At 33.7% G+C, this 17,500-nt stretch carries 14 protein-coding genes; 12 read left to right on the plus strand and 2 right to left on the minus strand.

The annotated features are described in order from the left end of the window. Window positions 1-92: 92 nt before the first annotated feature. The 5 genes from hisB to hisIE all read left to right on the plus strand — a co-directional run bounded on the left by hisB (window position 93) and on the right by hisIE (window position 4,419). Window positions 93-1,229, plus strand: a complete 1,137-nt coding sequence (gene hisB / locus ABTV69_RS16395) for a bifunctional histidinol-phosphatase/imidazoleglycerol-phosphate dehydratase HisB (protein ID WP_433830631.1) — start codon at window positions 93-95, stop codon at window positions 1,227-1,229. Between the two features lie 103 nt (window positions 1,230-1,332). Next, window positions 1,333-1,914 (plus strand): imidazole glycerol phosphate synthase subunit HisH, encoded by a 582-nt coding sequence (gene hisH / locus ABTV69_RS16400; protein ID WP_433830633.1) that lies wholly within the window; start codon window positions 1,333-1,335, stop codon window positions 1,912-1,914. Window positions 1,915-2,068: 154 nt separating this feature from the next. Beyond that, entirely contained in the window at window positions 2,069-2,794 is a 726-nt protein-coding gene (gene hisA / locus ABTV69_RS16405; RefSeq protein ID WP_433830635.1) for a 1-(5-phosphoribosyl)-5-[(5-phosphoribosylamino)methylideneamino]imidazole-4-carboxamide isomerase, read from the plus strand. A 168-nt stretch (window positions 2,795-2,962) separates the two neighbouring features. Further along, window positions 2,963-3,718, plus strand: coding sequence for an imidazole glycerol phosphate synthase subunit HisF (gene hisF, locus ABTV69_RS16410; RefSeq protein ID WP_433830637.1), 756 nt, complete (start codon window positions 2,963-2,965; stop codon window positions 3,716-3,718). Window positions 3,719-3,822: 104 nt separating this feature from the next. After that, a complete protein-coding gene (gene hisIE / locus ABTV69_RS16415) occupies window positions 3,823-4,419 on the plus strand; it encodes a bifunctional phosphoribosyl-AMP cyclohydrolase/phosphoribosyl-ATP diphosphatase HisIE (RefSeq protein WP_433830639.1) in 597 nt (198 codons plus the stop codon). A gap of 68 nt (window positions 4,420-4,487) precedes the next feature. On the opposite strand, the gene ABTV69_RS16420 is transcribed toward hisIE, so the two are convergent. Beyond that, the gene (locus ABTV69_RS16420; protein ID WP_433830641.1) at window positions 4,488-5,186 is read right to left on the minus strand and encodes a carbohydrate-binding family 9-like protein; all 699 of its coding nucleotides are present in this window, start codon (window positions 5,184-5,186) and stop codon (window positions 4,488-4,490) included. A 134-nt stretch (window positions 5,187-5,320) separates the two neighbouring features. Here ABTV69_RS16420 and ABTV69_RS16425 point away from each other — a divergent pair, with 134 nt between their 5' ends. Beyond that, a complete protein-coding gene (locus ABTV69_RS16425) occupies window positions 5,321-6,976 on the plus strand; it encodes a M1 family metallopeptidase (protein WP_433830643.1) in 1,656 nt (551 codons plus the stop codon). A 155-nt stretch (window positions 6,977-7,131) separates the two neighbouring features. Further along, the gene (locus tag ABTV69_RS16430; RefSeq protein WP_433830645.1) at window positions 7,132-8,787 is read left to right on the plus strand and encodes a M1 family metallopeptidase; all 1,656 of its coding nucleotides are present in this window, start codon (window positions 7,132-7,134) and stop codon (window positions 8,785-8,787) included. Window positions 8,788-9,108: 321 nt separating this feature from the next. Here ABTV69_RS16430 and ABTV69_RS16435 read toward each other — a convergent pair whose 3' ends face one another. Beyond that, window positions 9,109-10,653, minus strand: coding sequence for a hypothetical protein (locus tag ABTV69_RS16435; protein ID WP_433830647.1), 1,545 nt, complete (start codon window positions 10,651-10,653; stop codon window positions 9,109-9,111). Between the two features lie 155 nt (window positions 10,654-10,808). On the opposite strand from ABTV69_RS16435, the gene ABTV69_RS16440 reads away from it, so the two are divergent. The 5 genes from ABTV69_RS16440 (at window position 10,809) to ilvN (ending at window position 17,489) form a co-directional block, all read left to right on the plus strand. Next, on the plus strand, window positions 10,809-11,984 hold the full coding sequence (locus tag ABTV69_RS16440; protein WP_433830649.1) for a 2-isopropylmalate synthase: 1,176 nt from the start codon (window positions 10,809-10,811) through the stop codon (window positions 11,982-11,984). Window positions 11,985-12,041: 57 nt separating this feature from the next. After that, complete coding sequence (gene leuB, locus ABTV69_RS16445; protein ID WP_433830651.1) at window positions 12,042-13,160, plus strand: 3-isopropylmalate dehydrogenase; 1,119 nt, start codon at window positions 12,042-12,044, stop codon at window positions 13,158-13,160. A 271-nt stretch (window positions 13,161-13,431) separates the two neighbouring features. Beyond that, window positions 13,432-15,105: a dihydroxy-acid dehydratase gene (ilvD, locus tag ABTV69_RS16450; protein WP_433830653.1), complete on the plus strand. Its 1,674-nt coding sequence runs from the start codon at window positions 13,432-13,434 to the stop codon at window positions 15,103-15,105. Between the two features lie 84 nt (window positions 15,106-15,189). Further along, complete coding sequence (ilvB, locus tag ABTV69_RS16455) at window positions 15,190-16,878, plus strand: biosynthetic-type acetolactate synthase large subunit (protein ID WP_433830655.1); 1,689 nt, start codon at window positions 15,190-15,192, stop codon at window positions 16,876-16,878. A gap of 89 nt (window positions 16,879-16,967) precedes the next feature. Next, window positions 16,968-17,489: an acetolactate synthase small subunit gene (gene ilvN / locus ABTV69_RS16460; RefSeq protein WP_041516160.1), complete on the plus strand. Its 522-nt coding sequence runs from the start codon at window positions 16,968-16,970 to the stop codon at window positions 17,487-17,489. Window positions 17,490-17,500: the final 11 nt, after the last annotated feature.

Genomic DNA, 17,500 nt, shown 5'->3' on the forward strand with positions numbered 1-17,500 from the left:
AAGCAGGGTAAAAATTAGTGAAATTTGTGTAATTCGTGACAAAAAAAAACTCCACTTAATCCGTTTAATCTGTGGCAGAACAAAAAAATAATATGAAAAAAGTACTTTTTATCGATCGTGACGGAACGATTGTTTTAGAACCAGAAAATTACCAATTAGACAGCTTAGATAAATTAGAGTTTTATCCAAAAGCGTTTCAATATTTGGCTAAAATTGCTAGTGAATTGGATTATGAATTAGCAATGGTAACCAATCAGGACGGATTAGGAACAGACAGTTTTCCAGAAGATACGTTTTGGCCAACGCAGAATTTCATTCTAAAAGCATTTGAAAATGAAGGTGTTGTTTTTGATGAAATCTTTGTAGACAGAACTTTTCCAGAAGAAAATGCGCCAACTCGCAAGCCAAGAACTGGAATGTTGACAAAATATCTGAACAATCCAGAATATGATCTAGAGAACTCTTTTGTTTTAGGAGATCGTTTAACTGATGTTGAATTGGCTAAAAACCTTGGAGCAAAAGCGATTTTCATGAATGATACAGATGGAATTGGCAGTAATGAAATTTCATCTAAACGCGAAGAATTAAATGATACAATCGTTTTGCAATCAATGGATTGGAAAACAATTTATGAGTTTTTAAAATTAGAGGCTCGTTCGGCATCCATTACAAGAAAAACAAATGAAACTGATATTTATATCAACTTAAACCTTGACGGAACCGGAAAAAGCAAAATTGATACCGGAATTGCTTTTTTCGACCACATGTTAGACCAAATCTCACGTCATGGTCAAATGGACTTGGAAATCACTGTAAAAGGCGATTTAGAAGTTGATGAACACCACACAATCGAGGATACGGCAATTGCACTTGGAGAAGTTTTCGCGAAAGCGTTAGGAAATAAACTAGGAATCGAGCGCTACGGATTCTGCCTGCCAATGGATGATTGTTTAGCGCAAGCTGCAATTGACTTTGGAGGAAGAAACTGGTTGATCTGGGAAACGGAATTCAAACGTGAAATGGTAGGTAAAATGCCTACTGAAATGTTCTATCATTTCTTTAAATCATTCACAGATGGCGCAAAAGCCAATTTAAATATCAAAGCAGAAGGAATCAACGAGCATCACAAAATTGAAGCAATCTTTAAAGCTTTCGCAAAAGCGATAAAAGTTGCCGTAAAACGTGATACTGAAAAAATGATTTTGCCTTCAACGAAAGGAATGCTTTAATTAAGTCGAAAGCTGAAAGTCATAAAGTCAAAAGTTTTTCTGAATTATGGATTAGCAAATAGACTTTAAGACTTTGGACTTTAGACTTTAAGACTAAAATTAAATGAAAATAGTAATTATAAATTACGGAGCAGGAAATATTCAGAGCATTATGTTTGCTATTGAAAGATTAGGTTTTAAGGCTGTTTTGAGTAATAATCCAGATGAAATTAAATCGGCTGATAAAGTGATTTTTCCTGGCGTCGGCGAGGCCAGTTCAGCGATGGCAAAACTTCGCGAAAGCGGTTTGGATAGTTTGATTCCGCAGTTGCAACAACCCGTTTTAGGGATTTGTCTTGGAATGCAGTTGATGTGCAACAAAACAGAAGAAGGAAATACAGAAGGTTTAGGAATTTTTGATGTGGATGTTTTGAAATTTTCAAACAACGTAAAAGTGCCGCAAATGGGTTGGAATCAGATTTATGATCTAAAAACCGATTTGTTCAAGGATATTTCTGAAAACGAATTCATGTATTTGGTTCACAGTTTTTACGCTCCAAATTGTGCTGAAGCCATTGCAACAACAAATTACGATGTCGAATATGCTTCGGCTTTACAGAAAGATAATTTTTACGGAACTCAGTTTCATCCAGAAAAAAGTGGGGATGTTGGAGAGAAAATTCTTGGGAACTTTTTGAAAATGTAAATCCCAATTTTTAAATTCCAAATTCCAACTTAAAACAATATCAAAAATCAATCAAAATATCAATTTTAAAAATCTGAAATCAAAGATCGTTAATCAATAATCAACAATCAAGACTTTACGACTTTAGACTTTCAAACTTTAAGACTAACAAAAAATGAGAATAATACCAGCCATAGATATCATTGAAGGAAAATGCGTTCGTTTGTCCAAAGGTGATTATGATACAAAGATCATTTACAATGAAAATCCGCTTGAAGTAGCAAAATCATTTGAAGCGCACGGAATCGAATATCTACATTTAGTAGATCTTGACGGTGCAAAATCAAGTAAAATTGTCAATTATAAGATATTAGAACAAATTGCAACGCAAACAGGTTTAAAAATTGATTTCGGCGGCGGATTAAAATCGGATGATGATTTGAGAATTGCTTTTGAAAGTGGTGCAAATCAGATCACTGGAGGAAGTATTGCAGTAAAAAACAGAGCAATTTTCGAAAAGTGGATTTCAGAATATGGAACTGAAAGAATCATTTTAGGCGCAGATGCTAAAGATGAAAAAATTGCGGTTTCTGGTTGGTTAGAAGAATCAAATGAAGATTTGGTGCCATTCATTCAGGATTACCAATCAAAAGGAATTGAGTATGTTATCTGCACTGATATTGCAAAAGACGGAATGCTTCAAGGCCCAAGTTTTGATTTGTACAGCAAAATTTTAGCAGAAGCTAAAGGAGTGAAATTAATCGCTTCAGGTGGAATTTCAACTTTCGAAGAATTGCCAAAATTAGCTGAATTAGGCTGTGAAGGAACTATCATCGGAAAAGCAATTTACGAAGGGAGAATTTCCTTGAAACAGCTAGAGGGTTTTATAATTAGAAAATGAGAAAATTAGTCAATTAGATAATTATTTAGCAACTATGTAAAATTATCTAATTGCCTAATTCTCAAATTGACACATTAAATATTAGAAAATTTGATTATTAGATAATTTATGCGCGACGAAAAATAATTATCTAATTGACTAATTATCTAAATTAACACATTAAAGAAAATGTTAGCAAAAAGAATTATACCTTGTTTAGATATAAAAAACGGAAGAACCGTAAAAGGCGTTAATTTCGTCGATTTGCGTGATGCCGGAGATCCTGTAGAATTAGCTGCAATTTATTCAGCTGAAGGTGCTGATGAATTGGTTTTTCTGGATATTTCGGCAACCGAAGAGAGACGTAAAACGCTCGTAAATATGGTGCGAAGTGTGGCGGAAAAAATTAATATTCCGTTTACGGTTGGAGGCGGAATTTCATCTATAGAAGATGTTGATATTCTGCTGAATAACGGAGCAGATAAAGTTTCGATCAATTCATCGGCAGTTAAGAATCCGCAATTGATTAATGATTTGGCTCAGAAATTTGGAAGTCAATGTGTTGTTGTTGCAATTGATGCGAAACAGATTGACGGACAATGGATTGTGCATTTAGTTGGAGGAAAAGTTCCAACTGAATTAAATTTATTCGATTGGGCTGTTGAAGTAGCAGAACGAGGAGCAGGAGAGATTTTATTCACTTCGATGGACAATGATGGAACTAAAAATGGTTTTGCAAACGAAGCTTTGGCTAAACTTTCCCAATTGGTAAATATTCCAATTATTGCTTCCGGAGGTGCTGGAAATATACAACATTTCGTAGATTCGTTTAAAGAAGGAAAAGCAGACGCAGCTTTGGCAGCAAGTGTTTTTCACTTCAAAGAAATCGAAATTAAAGCGCTGAAACAAGAGTTAAGAAATAATGGTATTGAAGTTAGACTTTAACAGATGAAAGAAGCAAGAAGAAAGATTTAAAACAATAAAAAAATAATATTTAAGTTCGAATTTAGACTTTAAGACTTTCGGCTTTACAACTTTAGACTAAAAATATGGAAATCGATATCAAAAGCGCACACGGATTAATTCCGGCGATCATTCAGGATTCAGAGACAAAAAATGTTTTGATGCTGGGTTATATGAACGAAGAATCGCTTCAAAAAACAATAGAAACACAAAAAGTGACTTTCTTTAGCCGTTCCAAACAAAGACTTTGGACAAAAGGCGAGGAGAGCGGTAACTTTTTAGAGTTAGTAGATATTAAAAACGATTGTGATGGTGATACGCTTTTAATTCAGGCAAAACCAGTAGGCCCTACATGCCACACAGGAGCTGACACTTGCTGGCAAGAACCAAATTCGGCTAATTATGGTTTTATTTCTCAGTTGGAAAATACCATTAAAACCCGAAGAGAAAATGCTGATTCTGAAAAAAGCTACGTAGCTTCTTTATTTGAAAAAGGAATCAATAAAATTGCTCAAAAAGTGGGCGAAGAAGCAGTTGAAGTAGTTATTGAAGCAAAAGATGATAATGATGATTTGTTCCTTAGCGAAAGTGCCGATTTATTATTTCATTATTTAATTCTACTTCAAGCAAAGGGATATCAGCTAAATGATGTCGTAGAAATTTTGAAGGGACGTCAGAAATAGAAAAATTTTGTTTCAGGTTTCAAGTTTCAGGTTGCTTTGCAGAACTTGAAACTTGAAACAAATCAAACTCATTTCACAAACTCAAAAACAGCAAATTCCTGTGGTTGATGAAAACCAAATTGTAAACTCTTATAAGGCTGTAAAGCAAGATATTCTGTTGTATTACCGTAATCTATTCTAAAAGCATTTCCTTTCCATTTAGTTCCGATTTTAGGTTTAGAAAAACCACCATTTTCAACTTTTTCAAGACTAGAGAAAGGAATTTTAATTTCTACAGTATATCCGTCATTAGTGATTTTGCTAACTGATTCTAAGTTAGTTACATTAAAGTTCATTGACGTGTTCCATCCGCCGCATTCTTCTGAAATACATTTTAAAAGCAAATCGTAGTGGGTAGAGAATGCATTTACTCCAATTTCAATATAATTTTTACCATCCCCGTCTGGGTCGAAGAAAATCTCAGCCAAATCATCTGTGTAAAAAATCTCGGAATCTTTTGTTTGTGGTGTTCCCACAATTTTAGAATCGGTGCATTTGTAAGCGATGTATAGATTTTCGTTATTCCACGCAAGTGAAACAATTGTATTTTGAGTAGCTTTTTCTGAAGTGTTATGAACTGCAAACGGACCAAGAAAAGGGATTTTCCAATCGGTTAAATCGCCGTCTATAGTTATTTTTTCATTTGTTTTATGAATTGGAAATGTCTGAGAATAGATAGATGACTGGTAAATAAAAAAGGAGGCTATAATAAAACGCGATACTTTCATAAAACACAAAATAAAATTTAAAAGCTAAAATAGAGAAGAATATTTGAATTAAGTCGCAATTTTCTAAAATAGAAAACAAAAAATTAACCTGAATGTTTACATTTGTTACAAAACTAAACCAATACTTTAAATTAATGAATAAACATTTAGCAGGCATTTTAACGGCTTTTCTATTTGGCTGTAGTGTCAATGCACAAGGGCTTTTAGGTAAATCAGAAAACGTTTTTACGCATCAGGATACTTTACGCGGAAGCATTACAAAAGAAAGAGCTTGGTGGGACTTAAAGTATTATCATTTGGATATTAAAGTAAATCCCGCAAACAGAACAATTTCAGGATCCAATACGGTTCGTTATACGGTTTTAACTGAATGCAACCGAATGCAGATCGATTTGCAAGAGCCAATGAATATTACTAAAGTAACGCAAAACGGAAAAGAGCTAAAGTTTGAAAGAGATGGAAATGCTTTCTTTATTACTTTAACCGAAAATCAAAAGATTGGAGAAACAAAAGAAATTGTAGTTTCATTTAGCGGCGTTCCAAAAGAAGCAGTTCGTCCGCCTTGGGATGGAGGAATTACGTGGCAGAAAGATAAAAACGGTAAAGACTTTATTGCTTCATCTTGTCAAGGATTAGGTGCTAGCGTTTGGTGGCCGTGCAAGGATCATATGTATGATGAAGTGGATAATATGTTGATCAGCGTTAATGTTCCAGGACATTTAACTGATGTTTCAAATGGAAGGTTACAAAGTGTTAAAAAACAAAAAGATGGCACGAAAACTTTTAATTGGTATGTTTCGAATCCGATTAACAATTATGGTGTAAATATTAATATTGGAGACTACGTTAATTTTTCTGAAAAATTCAAAGGAGAAAAGGGTGATTTAGATTGTAGTTATTATGTTTTAAGGGATAATCTGGCCAAAGCAAAAGAACAATTTAAAGATGCTCCAAAAATGCTGAAAGCGTTTGAAAACTGGTTTGGGCCTTATCCGTTTTATGAAGACAGTTATAAATTGGTAGAAGTGCCGTATTTAGGAATGGAACACCAAAGTTCTGTAACCTACGGAAATAATTATCAAAACGGTCACAACGGCCACGATATAAGTGGAACGGGCTGGGGATTAAAATTTGATTATATCATTATTCACGAATCGGGACATGAATGGTTTGCTAACAATATTACCTACAAAGATATCGCTGATATGTGGATTCATGAGAGTTTTACAACCTATTCAGAAATTCTGTTTATCGAATATTATTATGGAAAAGATGCTGCGAATGAATATGCAAGAGGAATCAGGAAAATGATTTCGAACAAAGAACCAATTATTGGGCATTATGATGTAAACAGAGAAGGTTCAGGAGATATGTATCCAAAAGGAGCTAATATGATTCATACCATTCGTCAGGTGATTAATGATGATGCAAAATGGAAATCGATTTTGAGAGGAATGAATAAAACTTTTTATCATCAAACCGTTACCACAAAGCAAATTGAAGATTTTATAAACAAGGAATCGGGCATTGATTTTAGTTCGGTTTTTGATCAATATTTAAGAACGCCACAAGTGCCAACTTTTGAATATTATTTTAAAGATAAAAAATTAGCTTACCATTGGATTAATTGTGTCGGAAATTTTGATCTTCCCTTAAAAGTGACTTTAAATGGCAAAGAAATTTGGCTAAAAGTAAATACAGACTGGCATGCTATAGATGTAGACAGCGATACAACATCTTTAGTAGTAGATAAAAACTTTTATGTAATTGAATCTAATATTAGCAATTAGATTTTTTTAAGAATAAACACCTAAACCCAATAGATTTTTAATTTATTGGGTTTGATTTTATAGAGAAATCATAAAATTTTAGAAAACTTAATTCGAATGTTTACATTTGTTGCAGATTAAGTTCGAATACTTTATTTATTTTATAATTCTAACCAATGAAAAATTACTTTGGAAGCATTTTTACTGCTTTTCTAATTGGTTTTACTGCCAATGCTCAGGGACTTTTAAATAAGTCAGAAACAGTTTTTACACATCAGGATACTTTACGCGGAAGCATTACAAAAGAAAGAGCCTGGTGGGATTTAAAATATTATCACCTTGATGTAAAGGTTAAACCTGCTGAAAAGTTTATTTCAGGATCAAATACAGTTCGTTATACTGTTTTAACAGAAAACAATCGCATGCAGATTGATTTACAGGAACCAATGAATATTACAAAAGTAACTCAGAATGGTAAAAATGTAAAATTTGAGAGAGATGGAAATGCTTTCTTTATTACTTTGACAGAAAAGCAAAAAGTGGGAGATGTAAAAGAAATCGTGGTTTTCTTTGAAGGAAAACCAAAAGAAGCAGTTAGAGCTCCTTGGGATGGTGGTTTTTCTTGGAAAAAAGATAAAAACGGAAAAGATTTTATCGCGACATCTTGCCAAGGTTTAGGAGCGAGCGTTTGGTGGCCATGCAAAGACCATATGTACGATGAAGTAGAGAATATGTTAATCAGTGTGAATGTTCCTGGTGACTTAACTGAAGTTTCAAACGGTAGACTAAAAAGCGTCAAAAAAGAAAAAGATGGGACGAAAACATTCAATTGGTATGTTTCTAATCCGATCAATAATTATGGTGTGAACATCAATATTGGAGATTACGTTAATTTCTCTGAAGTATTTAAAGGAGAAAAAGGAAATTTAGATTGTAATTATTATGTATTGAAAGACAATCTGGCTTTAGCAAAAGAACAGTTTAAAGATGCTCCAAAAATGCTGAAAGCTTTTGAAAGCTGGTTCGGACCTTATCCTTGGTACGAAGACAGTTATAAATTGGTTGAAGTTCCGTATTTAGGAATGGAGCACCAAAGTTCTGTTACATACGGCAACCAATACAAAAACGGTTATTTAGGACGTGATTTAAGCGGTACAGGTTGGGGATTAAAATTTGATTTTATTATTATCCACGAGTCTGGCCACGAATGGTATGCAAATAACATTACCTACAAAGATATTGCTGATATGTGGGTTCATGAGAGTTTTACGAATTATTCTGAAAGTCTTTTTGTAGAATATTATTATGGAAAAGAAGCCGGAGCTGAATATGTAATTGGATGCAGAAAAAATATTAAAAATGATATCCCAATTATCGGACATTATGATGTAAACAATGAAGGATCTGGAGATATGTATCCAAAAGGAGCAACAATGCTTCATATGATTCGTCAGGTTATTAATGATGATGCAAAATGGAAATCGATTTTAAGAGGTATGAATAAAACTTTTTATCATCAAACGGTAACAGGAAAGCAAATTCAAGATTACATTAATGAGCAGTCTGGAATCAATTTCAACAGAGTTTTTGCGCAATATTTAACTACAACGCAGATTCCAGTTTTTGAATATATGTTTAAAAATGGAACTTTCGGATATCACTGGACAAACTGTGTATCGAAATTCGATATGCCTATAAGAGTGAAATTAAATGGAGTTGAAACTTGGTTGAAACCAACAACAGAATGGCAGTCAGTTAAAACAACAAACGAAGACAGAAAGTTAGAAGTTGATAAAGATTTCTATGTGACGACTTCTAATATTGTGGAATAACTTTTTAAATAAATTCCAACATTTAAATTCCAAATTCCAATCTGGAGTTTTATAATTATAGTAAACCCGACAGGTTTTAAAAACCTTTCGGGTTTGTTTTTTACTATAGTTTTAGTACAGTTTTGTCATTTCGACGAAGGAGAAATCTCCGTAAGAAACTCCGCAAAGAAAATCAACAATCTTTGTCGAGCTACTCGTGAAGATTTCTCCTTCCTCGAAATGACAAAAAAAAGCCTTGAATTTTCAAGGCTTTTTTTATTGGAATTTGGACCCGAGCGATAGCGAACAGGCGAAGCAATTTTAAAAATTGGAATTTAAAACCTAACGATTATTAAGTTTCGCTTTCTCCTTAATAATATCAGCAATCTTTCTATTTTCAATTTTACTTTCTAGCCATGAAATAATATCTAAATAAAGAAAAGCTCTCTTTTCGTATGTATTCTTTTCAAGTTCAACGAAACGAGTATGCATTTTCTTGAATTCCTTCTTAATATCAGCAGGATAAAAATTATTTAAGTTTCTTAAAAACTTAATAATTTCCTTTTGAACTTCGTGTAAGTCATTCATTTTTAGTAAAAACTTATACGTGCTCTTTAAATGGTTTTCTAGATAATAATCTTTTCCAATCTCGTAATGCGCAATAAGAGACAATAATCTCGCAAAACACATTAAATCTTCACGCATGGTCAAGTTTTTATTATTGATGATTTTATCTAAATAATTAATACACTCATTGTATTTTTCGTTACCAAAATAAATAGAAGCAATTTTATAGAAAAACAACATTTCGTGATGTTCGTCAAGATGCTCACTATGTAATTTCAGTTTATTTAGAATTTCAGGTATCAAATATTCGCTTTCTGCGAAAGTACCTTCTAAAATATGTAGATTTAATTTATTGTTGTATACATATAAGAATGATAAAGAAGCAAGATTATCGTTTACAGGAAATTTAGGATCAGCAATAGTTTCTTCCAGAAGGTTCAAATACTTCTTAAAATTTGACGTATATTTCAACATATAAAGTGATTCCAAGAAATAATGATTCCCCTTTAAGAAAAACACGGGATTTAGATAAATCATATTCGGATTATCATAGAAAAGCTGCACCCATTTATAAGCAAATTTATAACTAGCCAAGAAATCCTGAACTAAGAAGCTTCGCCACAAATTGGCATTGTAAAACCAATACTTTTCTCGAAAGCCAAATTTACTTTCGTCAAGCTTAGCAATATGTCTGTTGAAATAGTCGTCGATATATTTGTATTCGGCATCACTTTTTACGTAACCGGTTTTCAGCATAATTCCATACAACTGAAGCGATAAGTTTGAAAGTTTGCTGGAAATTGTATTTCTATAATTTAATTCTTTTGCCTGAACCACTAATTCGTCTGCACGACCTTGAATACTTCGTGTAATATATTGCGATTCGATTAGTTTTTCGAATTCTACAATTTCATACGCCATATATTTTTCATCATTATCAAGAGCCTGCTGTTTGGTTTTGTCTAAAATTTTTAAACTCTGCTTGTATAATCCTTTATTATATAGGATAACAGCAAAATCCATTTGTTCTCGAAGCTGATAACGAATGTTCTGGCTAGGAATATTTAGTCTTATGCTAACTAAAATTTGTTTGTATAAGTATGATTTTAAGTTAGATAACTGCACTTTTTGGATAATACCACTTTTAAGAATGAGTTTTTCATCATAAGCTTCTGATTTATCTAAAATGTTGAATAATTCGATAAATTTTGTGTTTGAACTCGTTTCTAATCGGCTTGCAAAAATTTTAAACTGCCTTTTTTCTGATTTCGAAAGTGATTTGATTAGAACAAATAAGAAATCTTTTTGATGGTTAGCCATTGTAAAAAATAATAATACAACTTATTGATTATAAGTTAGTTAATACATGATAAATCGTTTTATAAACAGTATAATTTCATTAAAATGAATTTCATACTGTAATAGTACAATATATATTTGTTATCAAGATGTGAAATTACATTAAATAAATGAATATGAATAGAGAGAAAGTTCAAATTTTTGACACCACATTGCGAGATGGTGAACAAGTTCCAGGATGTAAGTTAGATACTAAACAAAAATTAGTTATCGCAGAACGACTAGACAAAATGGGAGTTGACATTATCGAAGCAGGCTTCCCAGTGTCAAGTCCAGGCGATTTTTTATCGGTCTCTGAGATTTGTAAAATTGTAGAAAATGCAACCGTCTGCGGATTGACAAGAGCCGTAAAAAATGACATTGATGTTGCGGCAGCTGCCTTAAAGCACGCTAAGAAACCTAGAATCCATACTGGAATCGGAACCTCAGAATCTCATATACTCCACAAATTAAATACTACGCCTGAAGATATTATTGCAAGAGCGAAATTTGCGGTATCTCATGCAAAATCATATGTAGAAGATGTTGAATTCTACGCTGAAGATGCAGGAAGAACTGATAATGCGTTCTTGGCTAAAGTTTGTGAAGAAGTTATCAAATCTGGTGCAACGGTTTTGAATATTCCTGATACTACTGGATATTGTCTTCCAGAAGAGTATGGAGCAAAAATCAAATACTTAAAAGAAAACGTAAAAGGAATCGAAAACGTAATCCTTTCATGCCACTGTCATAATGATCTAGGTATGGCAACTGCAAACTCAATCGCAGGAGCTATAAATGGAGCAAGACAAATAGAATGTACTATTAATGGTATTGGAGAAAGAGCAGGAAACACTGCACTTGAAGAAGTGGTAATGATTTTCAAACAACACCCTTACTTAAATTTAGACACAAACATCAATACAAGAGAATTAAACGAAATGAGCCGTTTAGTTTCTGAAAGTATGGGAATGATTGTACAGCCTAATAAAGCGATTGTTGGAGCAAATGCATTTGCACACAGTTCTGGAATTCACCAAGATGGTGTAATCAAAAACAGAGCAACTTACGAGATCATGGATCCGTTGGATGTGGGTGTAAATGAATCTTCAATCATTTTAACTGCTAGAAGCGGAAGAGCAGCTTTAGCTTACCGTGCTAAAAAAGTAGGTTACGAATTAACAAAAACACAATTAGATATCGTTTACATCGAATTCTTGAAATTCGCTGACATTAAAAAAGAAGTTGTAGACGCAGATATCCATCAAATTATAGAAGCTTCTAAAATAGAAGGTGAATTAATTAGAAGTTAATATTTCAAAAATAAACTAGGAACAATAAGGATTTAAAGACATAAAGAGCGAGAGATTATGAATTTAAAAATTGCAGTTTTACCAGGAGATGGAATTGGGCCTGAAGTAATTTTACAAGCTAAGAAAGCTTTGTACGCCATTGGCGAAGTGTATAATCATGAATTTGTTTTTGAAGAAGCGCTGATGGGAGCGGTTGCTATCGATAAAACAGGAAATCCGTTACCAGAGCAAACTCTGAATCTTTGTCTGAACACAGATGCAGTTTTGCTTGGAGCAATTGGAGATCCTAAATACGATAATAACCCAAACGCAAAGGTTCGTCCAGAACAAGGATTATTAAAACTGCGAAAAGAATTAGGATTGTTTGCTAATATCCGTCCTATAAAACCTTATAAAGCCTTAATAGAATCTTCTCCTTTAAAAAGAGAAATCATTGAAGGAGCTGATTTTATCATTTTTAGAGAATTAACTGGTGGTGCTTATTTTGGAGAAAAAACACTTAATGAAGAAGGAACACATGCTTCTGATTTATGTGAATATTCGGAAGAAGAAATTACTAGAATTGCACATTTAGCTTTTAAATCGGCACAAAAACGTCGCAAAAAGTTAACTATGGTAGATAAAGCAAATGTTTTGGAAACGTCAAGATTATGGAGAAAAGTAGTTCAGAAAGTGAGCGAAGAGTATCCAGATGTTAAACTTGATTTCTTATTTGTGGATAATGCAGCAATGCAGTTGATTTTAAATCCTAAACAATTTGATGTGATTTTAACTGAAAATTTGTTTGGAGATATTTTATCTGATGAAGCGAGTGTAATTACAGGATCTATTGGTTTATTGCCATCAGTATCTTTAGGAGAAAAAAATGCTTTGTTTGAACCAATTCACGGATCATATCCGCAAGCAAAAGGAAAAAATATTGCAAATCCAATTGCTTCAATTTTAGCAGCAGCTCTTTTGTTAGAGCATTTTGGATTAACTAAAGAAGCTCATGTAATCTTTAAAGCGGTAGAAAAAGCAATTGAATACAAGGTAGTTACAGTTGATTTAAAACCAGACTCAAAATTCGGAACAAACGAAGTAGGAGAGTTCGTTTCTAATTTTATTTTCAGCAAAGACGATTTGCTGTATTTTAATAATGACAATGTTAGTATTGGACAATCTACAATTGTTTAATATTTTTTGTTAAAATGTGAATATAATAACAAGAAGTATCGTAAATGTTGAGATTTTATTTTTTTAGTTCCTGAAGTTTATTTACTTTTGTAACACTAAAAAATTAAAGGATGCAAATCTCAATTATTATTACTTCTGTCGTTGTTGTCAATGTGATTCACACATCTGCATCGGGAATGTTATAAATATAATTGAAAGACTATATTACAAACCTTCCAAATACTTGGAAGGTTTTTTTTTGAACAAAAAATTAAAAAATAAATAAACAATAATGGAATTAAATAAGTACAGCAAGACCATCACACAAGATCAAACACAGCCAGCGGCGCAAGCGATGTTGTACGGAATTGGTTTAACTGAGGAAGATTTAAAGAAAGCACAAGTTGGTATTGTGAGCATGGGTTACGATGGTAACACTTGTAACATGCACTTGAACGATTTAGCAAAAGATGTTAAAAAAGGTGTTTGGGATGCAGATCTTGTCGGACTTATTTTTAATACCATTGGTGTCAGTGACGGTATTTCTAACGGAACTGAAGGAATGCGTTACTCACTAGTTTCTCGTGATGTAATTGCAGATTCTATCGAAACTGTTGCGGGAGCGCAATGGTACGACAGTATTATCGCAATTCCTGGTTGTGATAAAAATATGCCTGGTGCGTTAATCGCAATGGGAAGATTGAATCGTCCGTCAATGATGGTTTATGGAGGTTCTATCCATTCAGGAAAATGGAAAGGTGAGTCTCTAAATATCGTTTCTGCTTTTGAAGCTTTAGGAAAAAAAGTAAAAGGCGAAATCACTCCAGAAGATTTTAAAGGTGTAATTCAAAACGCTTGTCCAGGAGCTGGTGCTTGTGGTGGTATGTATACTGCAAATACTATGTCTTCTGCAATTGAAGCATTAGGTATGAGTATGCCGTACAGTTCATCTAATCCTGCTTTGAGCCAAGAGAAAAGAGACGAATGTTATGAGGCAGGAAAAGCAATCAAAATATTACTAGAAAAAGATATCAAGCCAAGAGACATTATGACTCGTAAGGCTTTTGAAAATGCTATCACAATCGTAGCAGTTTTAGGAGGTTCTACGAATGCGGTTATGCACTTAATTGCAATGGCGCATTCAGTTGGAATTACAATCACTTTAGATGATTTCCAAGCTATTAACGATAGAACTCCAGTACTAGCAGACATGAAGCCAAGCGGTAAGTACATGATGGAAGATATTCATGAAGTAGGAGGTATTCCTGCCGTTATGAAATACTTGCTTAAAGTAGGACTTATTCACGGAGATTGTTTAACAGTAACAGGAAAAACAGTTGCAGAAAACTTAGCTTCGACTCCAGATTTACAAGACGGACAAGAAGTAATTCATGAAATTCAAAAAGCGTTAAAACCAACAGGAAATATCCAAGTTTTATACGGAAATCTTGCTTCTGAAGGTGCTGTAGCAAAAATCAGTGGTAAAGAAGGAGAATATTTCGAAGGACCAGCTGTTGTATTTGAAGGTGAATTTGAAGTAATTCCAGGTCTTCAAGCCGGAAAAATTAAACCAGGTAATGTAGTCGTCATTAGAGGTTGTGGACCAAAAGGTGGTCCGGGAATGCCTGAAATGCTAAAACCTACATCTGCCATTATCGGAGCTGGATTAGGTAGCAGTTGTGCACTAATTACAGACGGTAGATTCTCGGGCGGTTCGCACGGTTTCGTGGTAGGTCACGTTACACCAGAAGCATATGACGGCGGTGGTATTGCACTAGTAAAAGATGGAGATTTAATCGCTATCGACGCTGTGAAAAATACAATCGATCTGAAGATATCTGACGAAGAATTTGCAGCAAGAAAAGCGGCTTGGGTTCAGCCGAAATTAAAAGTTGACAGAGGGGTTTTACTTAAATACGCTAGATCGGTTTCAAGTGCATCAACAGGATGTGTAACCGACAATTAATTTTAAAAATAACAAAATCAAAAAGCAAACTTCAATATCAATAAAATTTAAAATTGAAGTTTGACTTTTGAAAAACAATATACTATGAAAATATCAGGGGCAGAAGCCGTTATAAGATGTTTATTAGCAGAAGGAGTAGATTTAATTTATGGTTATCCAGGTGGAGCTATAATGCCTGTTTACGACGAATTATATAAATTTCAAGATCAATTGCACCACGTTTTAGTACGTCACGAACAAGGTGCAACGCATGCAGCTCAAGGTTATGCGAGAGCTACAGGAAAAGTAGGAGTGGCAATTGCTACTTCTGGGCCAGGAGCTACAAATTTAGTTACTGGTATCGCAGATGCTCAAATCGATTCAACACCGTTGGTTTGTATTACAGGGCAGGTGGGAAGACATCTATTAGGGTCTGACGCATTTCAGGAAACAGATATTATCGGAATCTCAACTCCGGTTACCAAATGGAACTTTCAGGTAACAGAAGCTTCTCAAATTCCTGAAATTATTGCAAAAGCATTTTACATTGCTCGCTCTGGTCGTCCAGGGCCAGTATTGGTTGATATTACTAAAAACGCTCAATTTGATGAGTTCGAATTTAGTTATGAAAAATGTACAGGAATTAGAAGTTATGTTCCAGTTCCAAAATTGAACTTGGATAAAGTTGCCGAAGCTGCAGCTTTAATCAATAGTGCAAAAAAGCCGCTTATTGTTTTCGGACAAGGAATTATTTTAGGTCAAGCCGAAGCAGAATTTAAAGCAGTAATCGAAAAATCTGGAATTCCGTCTGCATGGACAATTTTAGGACTTTCGGCTTTACCAACAGATCATCCTTTGAATGTTGGGATGCTTGGAATGCACGGAAATTATGCGCCAAATTTATTGACAAACGAATGTGATGTTTTAATTGCTTTCGGAATGCGTTTTGATGATCGTGTTACTGGTAATTTGAATACTTATGCAAAACAGGCAAAAGTGGTTCATTTTGAGATTGATCCAGCGGAGGTTGACAAAAACGTTAAAACAGAAGTTGCTGTTTTAGGAGATGTAAAAGAATCTTTAGCTGCTTTATTGCCATTATTGGATGCAAAATCTCACGATTCTTGGCTTAACGAATTTAAAGAGTTAAGTAAAGTAGAATTTGATTCTGTTATAAAAGAAGAATTGAATCCAACGAATGGTAAAGGAATTTCAATGGGGGAAACTATTGAAATGATCAACAAACATTCAAATGGTGATGCGATTATCGTTTCAGATGTTGGTCAGCACCAAATGTTTGCCTGTCGTTATGCAAAATTCAATTCAACAAAAAGTAACATTACTTCAGGAGGTTTAGGAACTATGGGATTTGCATTGCCAGCTGCAATTGGAGCTAAAATGGGAAAACCAGAGCGTGAAGTAGTAGCGATTATTGGTGATGGAGGTTTCCAGATGACAATTCAGGAACTTGGAACGATTTTCCAAACGGAAGTTCCGGTAAAAATTGTGGTTTTAAATAACGAGTTCTTAGGAATGGTTCGCCAATGGCAGGAATTATTCTTTGATAATAGATATGCTTCAACTAGAATGATTAATCCAAATTTCATTGCAATTGCAGAAGGATATCATATCAAGTCTAAAAAAGTTACGCAAAGAGAAGATCTAGATGCAGCGGTCGCAGAAATGCTGGCTTCAAAAGATTCTTATTTCTTAGAAGTTGTAGTCGAAAAAGAAAACAACGTTTTCCCAATGATTCCAACAGGAGCTTGTGTATCAGAAATTAGATTAAGTTAAGAAAAAGTTTCATGTTTCAAGTTTAAAGTTTCACGTTCTCAGCAGAACTTGAAACCTGAAACTTGAAACAAATAAAACTAAAAAACAAAATGGAAGATAAAACATTTACCATATCGGTATACTCAGAAAATAACGTGGGTTTATTAAATAGAATATCTGGAATATTCTTAAAGCGCCACATTAATATATTAAGTCTAAATGTTTCAGAATCAGAAATAGAGAATGTTTCAAGATTTATCATCGTAGTAAATACGACAGAGAAATGGGTTCAGAATATTGTGGGACAAATTGAAAAACAAATCGAGGTTATAAAAGCATTTTATCATACAGATGAAGAAACTATTTTCTTAGAAAATGCTTTATTCAAAATTGCTTCAAGTTTGTTATTCGACGAGAAGCAAATTCAGAATATTATTAAAGAAAGCCAGTCTACAATTGTAACGGTTTCTCGTGATTTCTTCGTGATTTCAAAATCAGGAAGACGTTCTGAAATTGAAGAATTATACGAAAAATTCAAACCATACGGAATTATGCAGTTTGTACGTTCTGGAAGAATATCAGTTTCTAAACAAAAAATGGAAATTTCAACTTTGTTAGAATCATTCAAATAATACAATCTTAG

Source organism: Flavobacterium anhuiense, assembly GCF_050990855.1.
Classification (GTDB): domain Bacteria; phylum Bacteroidota; class Bacteroidia; order Flavobacteriales; family Flavobacteriaceae; genus Flavobacterium; species Flavobacterium anhuiense_C.

Bases quoted from the DNA above. Each gene is read 5' to 3' on its own strand.
- hisF (WP_433830637.1), top strand. From the start codon at position 2,963: ATGTTAGCAAAAAGAATTATACCTTGTTTAGATATAAAAAACGGAAGA.
- ABTV69_RS16430 (WP_433830645.1), top strand. From the start codon at position 7,132: ATGAAAAATTACTTTGGAAGCATTTTTACTGCTTTTCTAATTGGTTTT.
- ilvB (WP_433830655.1), top strand. From the start codon at position 15,190: ATGAAAATATCAGGGGCAGAAGCCGTTATAAGATGTTTATTAGCAGAA.
- ABTV69_RS16425 (WP_433830643.1), top strand. From the start codon at position 5,321: ATGAATAAACATTTAGCAGGCATTTTAACGGCTTTTCTATTTGGCTGT.
- hisH (WP_433830633.1), top strand. From the start codon at position 1,333: ATGAAAATAGTAATTATAAATTACGGAGCAGGAAATATTCAGAGCATT.
- ABTV69_RS16420 (WP_433830641.1), bottom strand. From the start codon at position 5,186: ATGAAAGTATCGCGTTTTATTATAGCCTCCTTTTTTATTTACCAGTCA.
- leuB (WP_433830651.1), top strand. From the start codon at position 12,042: ATGAATTTAAAAATTGCAGTTTTACCAGGAGATGGAATTGGGCCTGAA.
- ABTV69_RS16435 (WP_433830647.1), bottom strand. From the start codon at position 10,653: ATGGCTAACCATCAAAAAGATTTCTTATTTGTTCTAATCAAATCACTT.
- hisB (WP_433830631.1), top strand. From the start codon at position 93: ATGAAAAAAGTACTTTTTATCGATCGTGACGGAACGATTGTTTTAGAA.
- hisA (WP_433830635.1), top strand. From the start codon at position 2,069: ATGAGAATAATACCAGCCATAGATATCATTGAAGGAAAATGCGTTCGT.
- ilvD (WP_433830653.1), top strand. From the start codon at position 13,432: ATGGAATTAAATAAGTACAGCAAGACCATCACACAAGATCAAACACAG.
- ilvN (WP_041516160.1), top strand. From the start codon at position 16,968: ATGGAAGATAAAACATTTACCATATCGGTATACTCAGAAAATAACGTG.
- hisIE (WP_433830639.1), top strand. From the start codon at position 3,823: ATGGAAATCGATATCAAAAGCGCACACGGATTAATTCCGGCGATCATT.
- ABTV69_RS16440 (WP_433830649.1), top strand. From the start codon at position 10,809: ATGAATAGAGAGAAAGTTCAAATTTTTGACACCACATTGCGAGATGGT.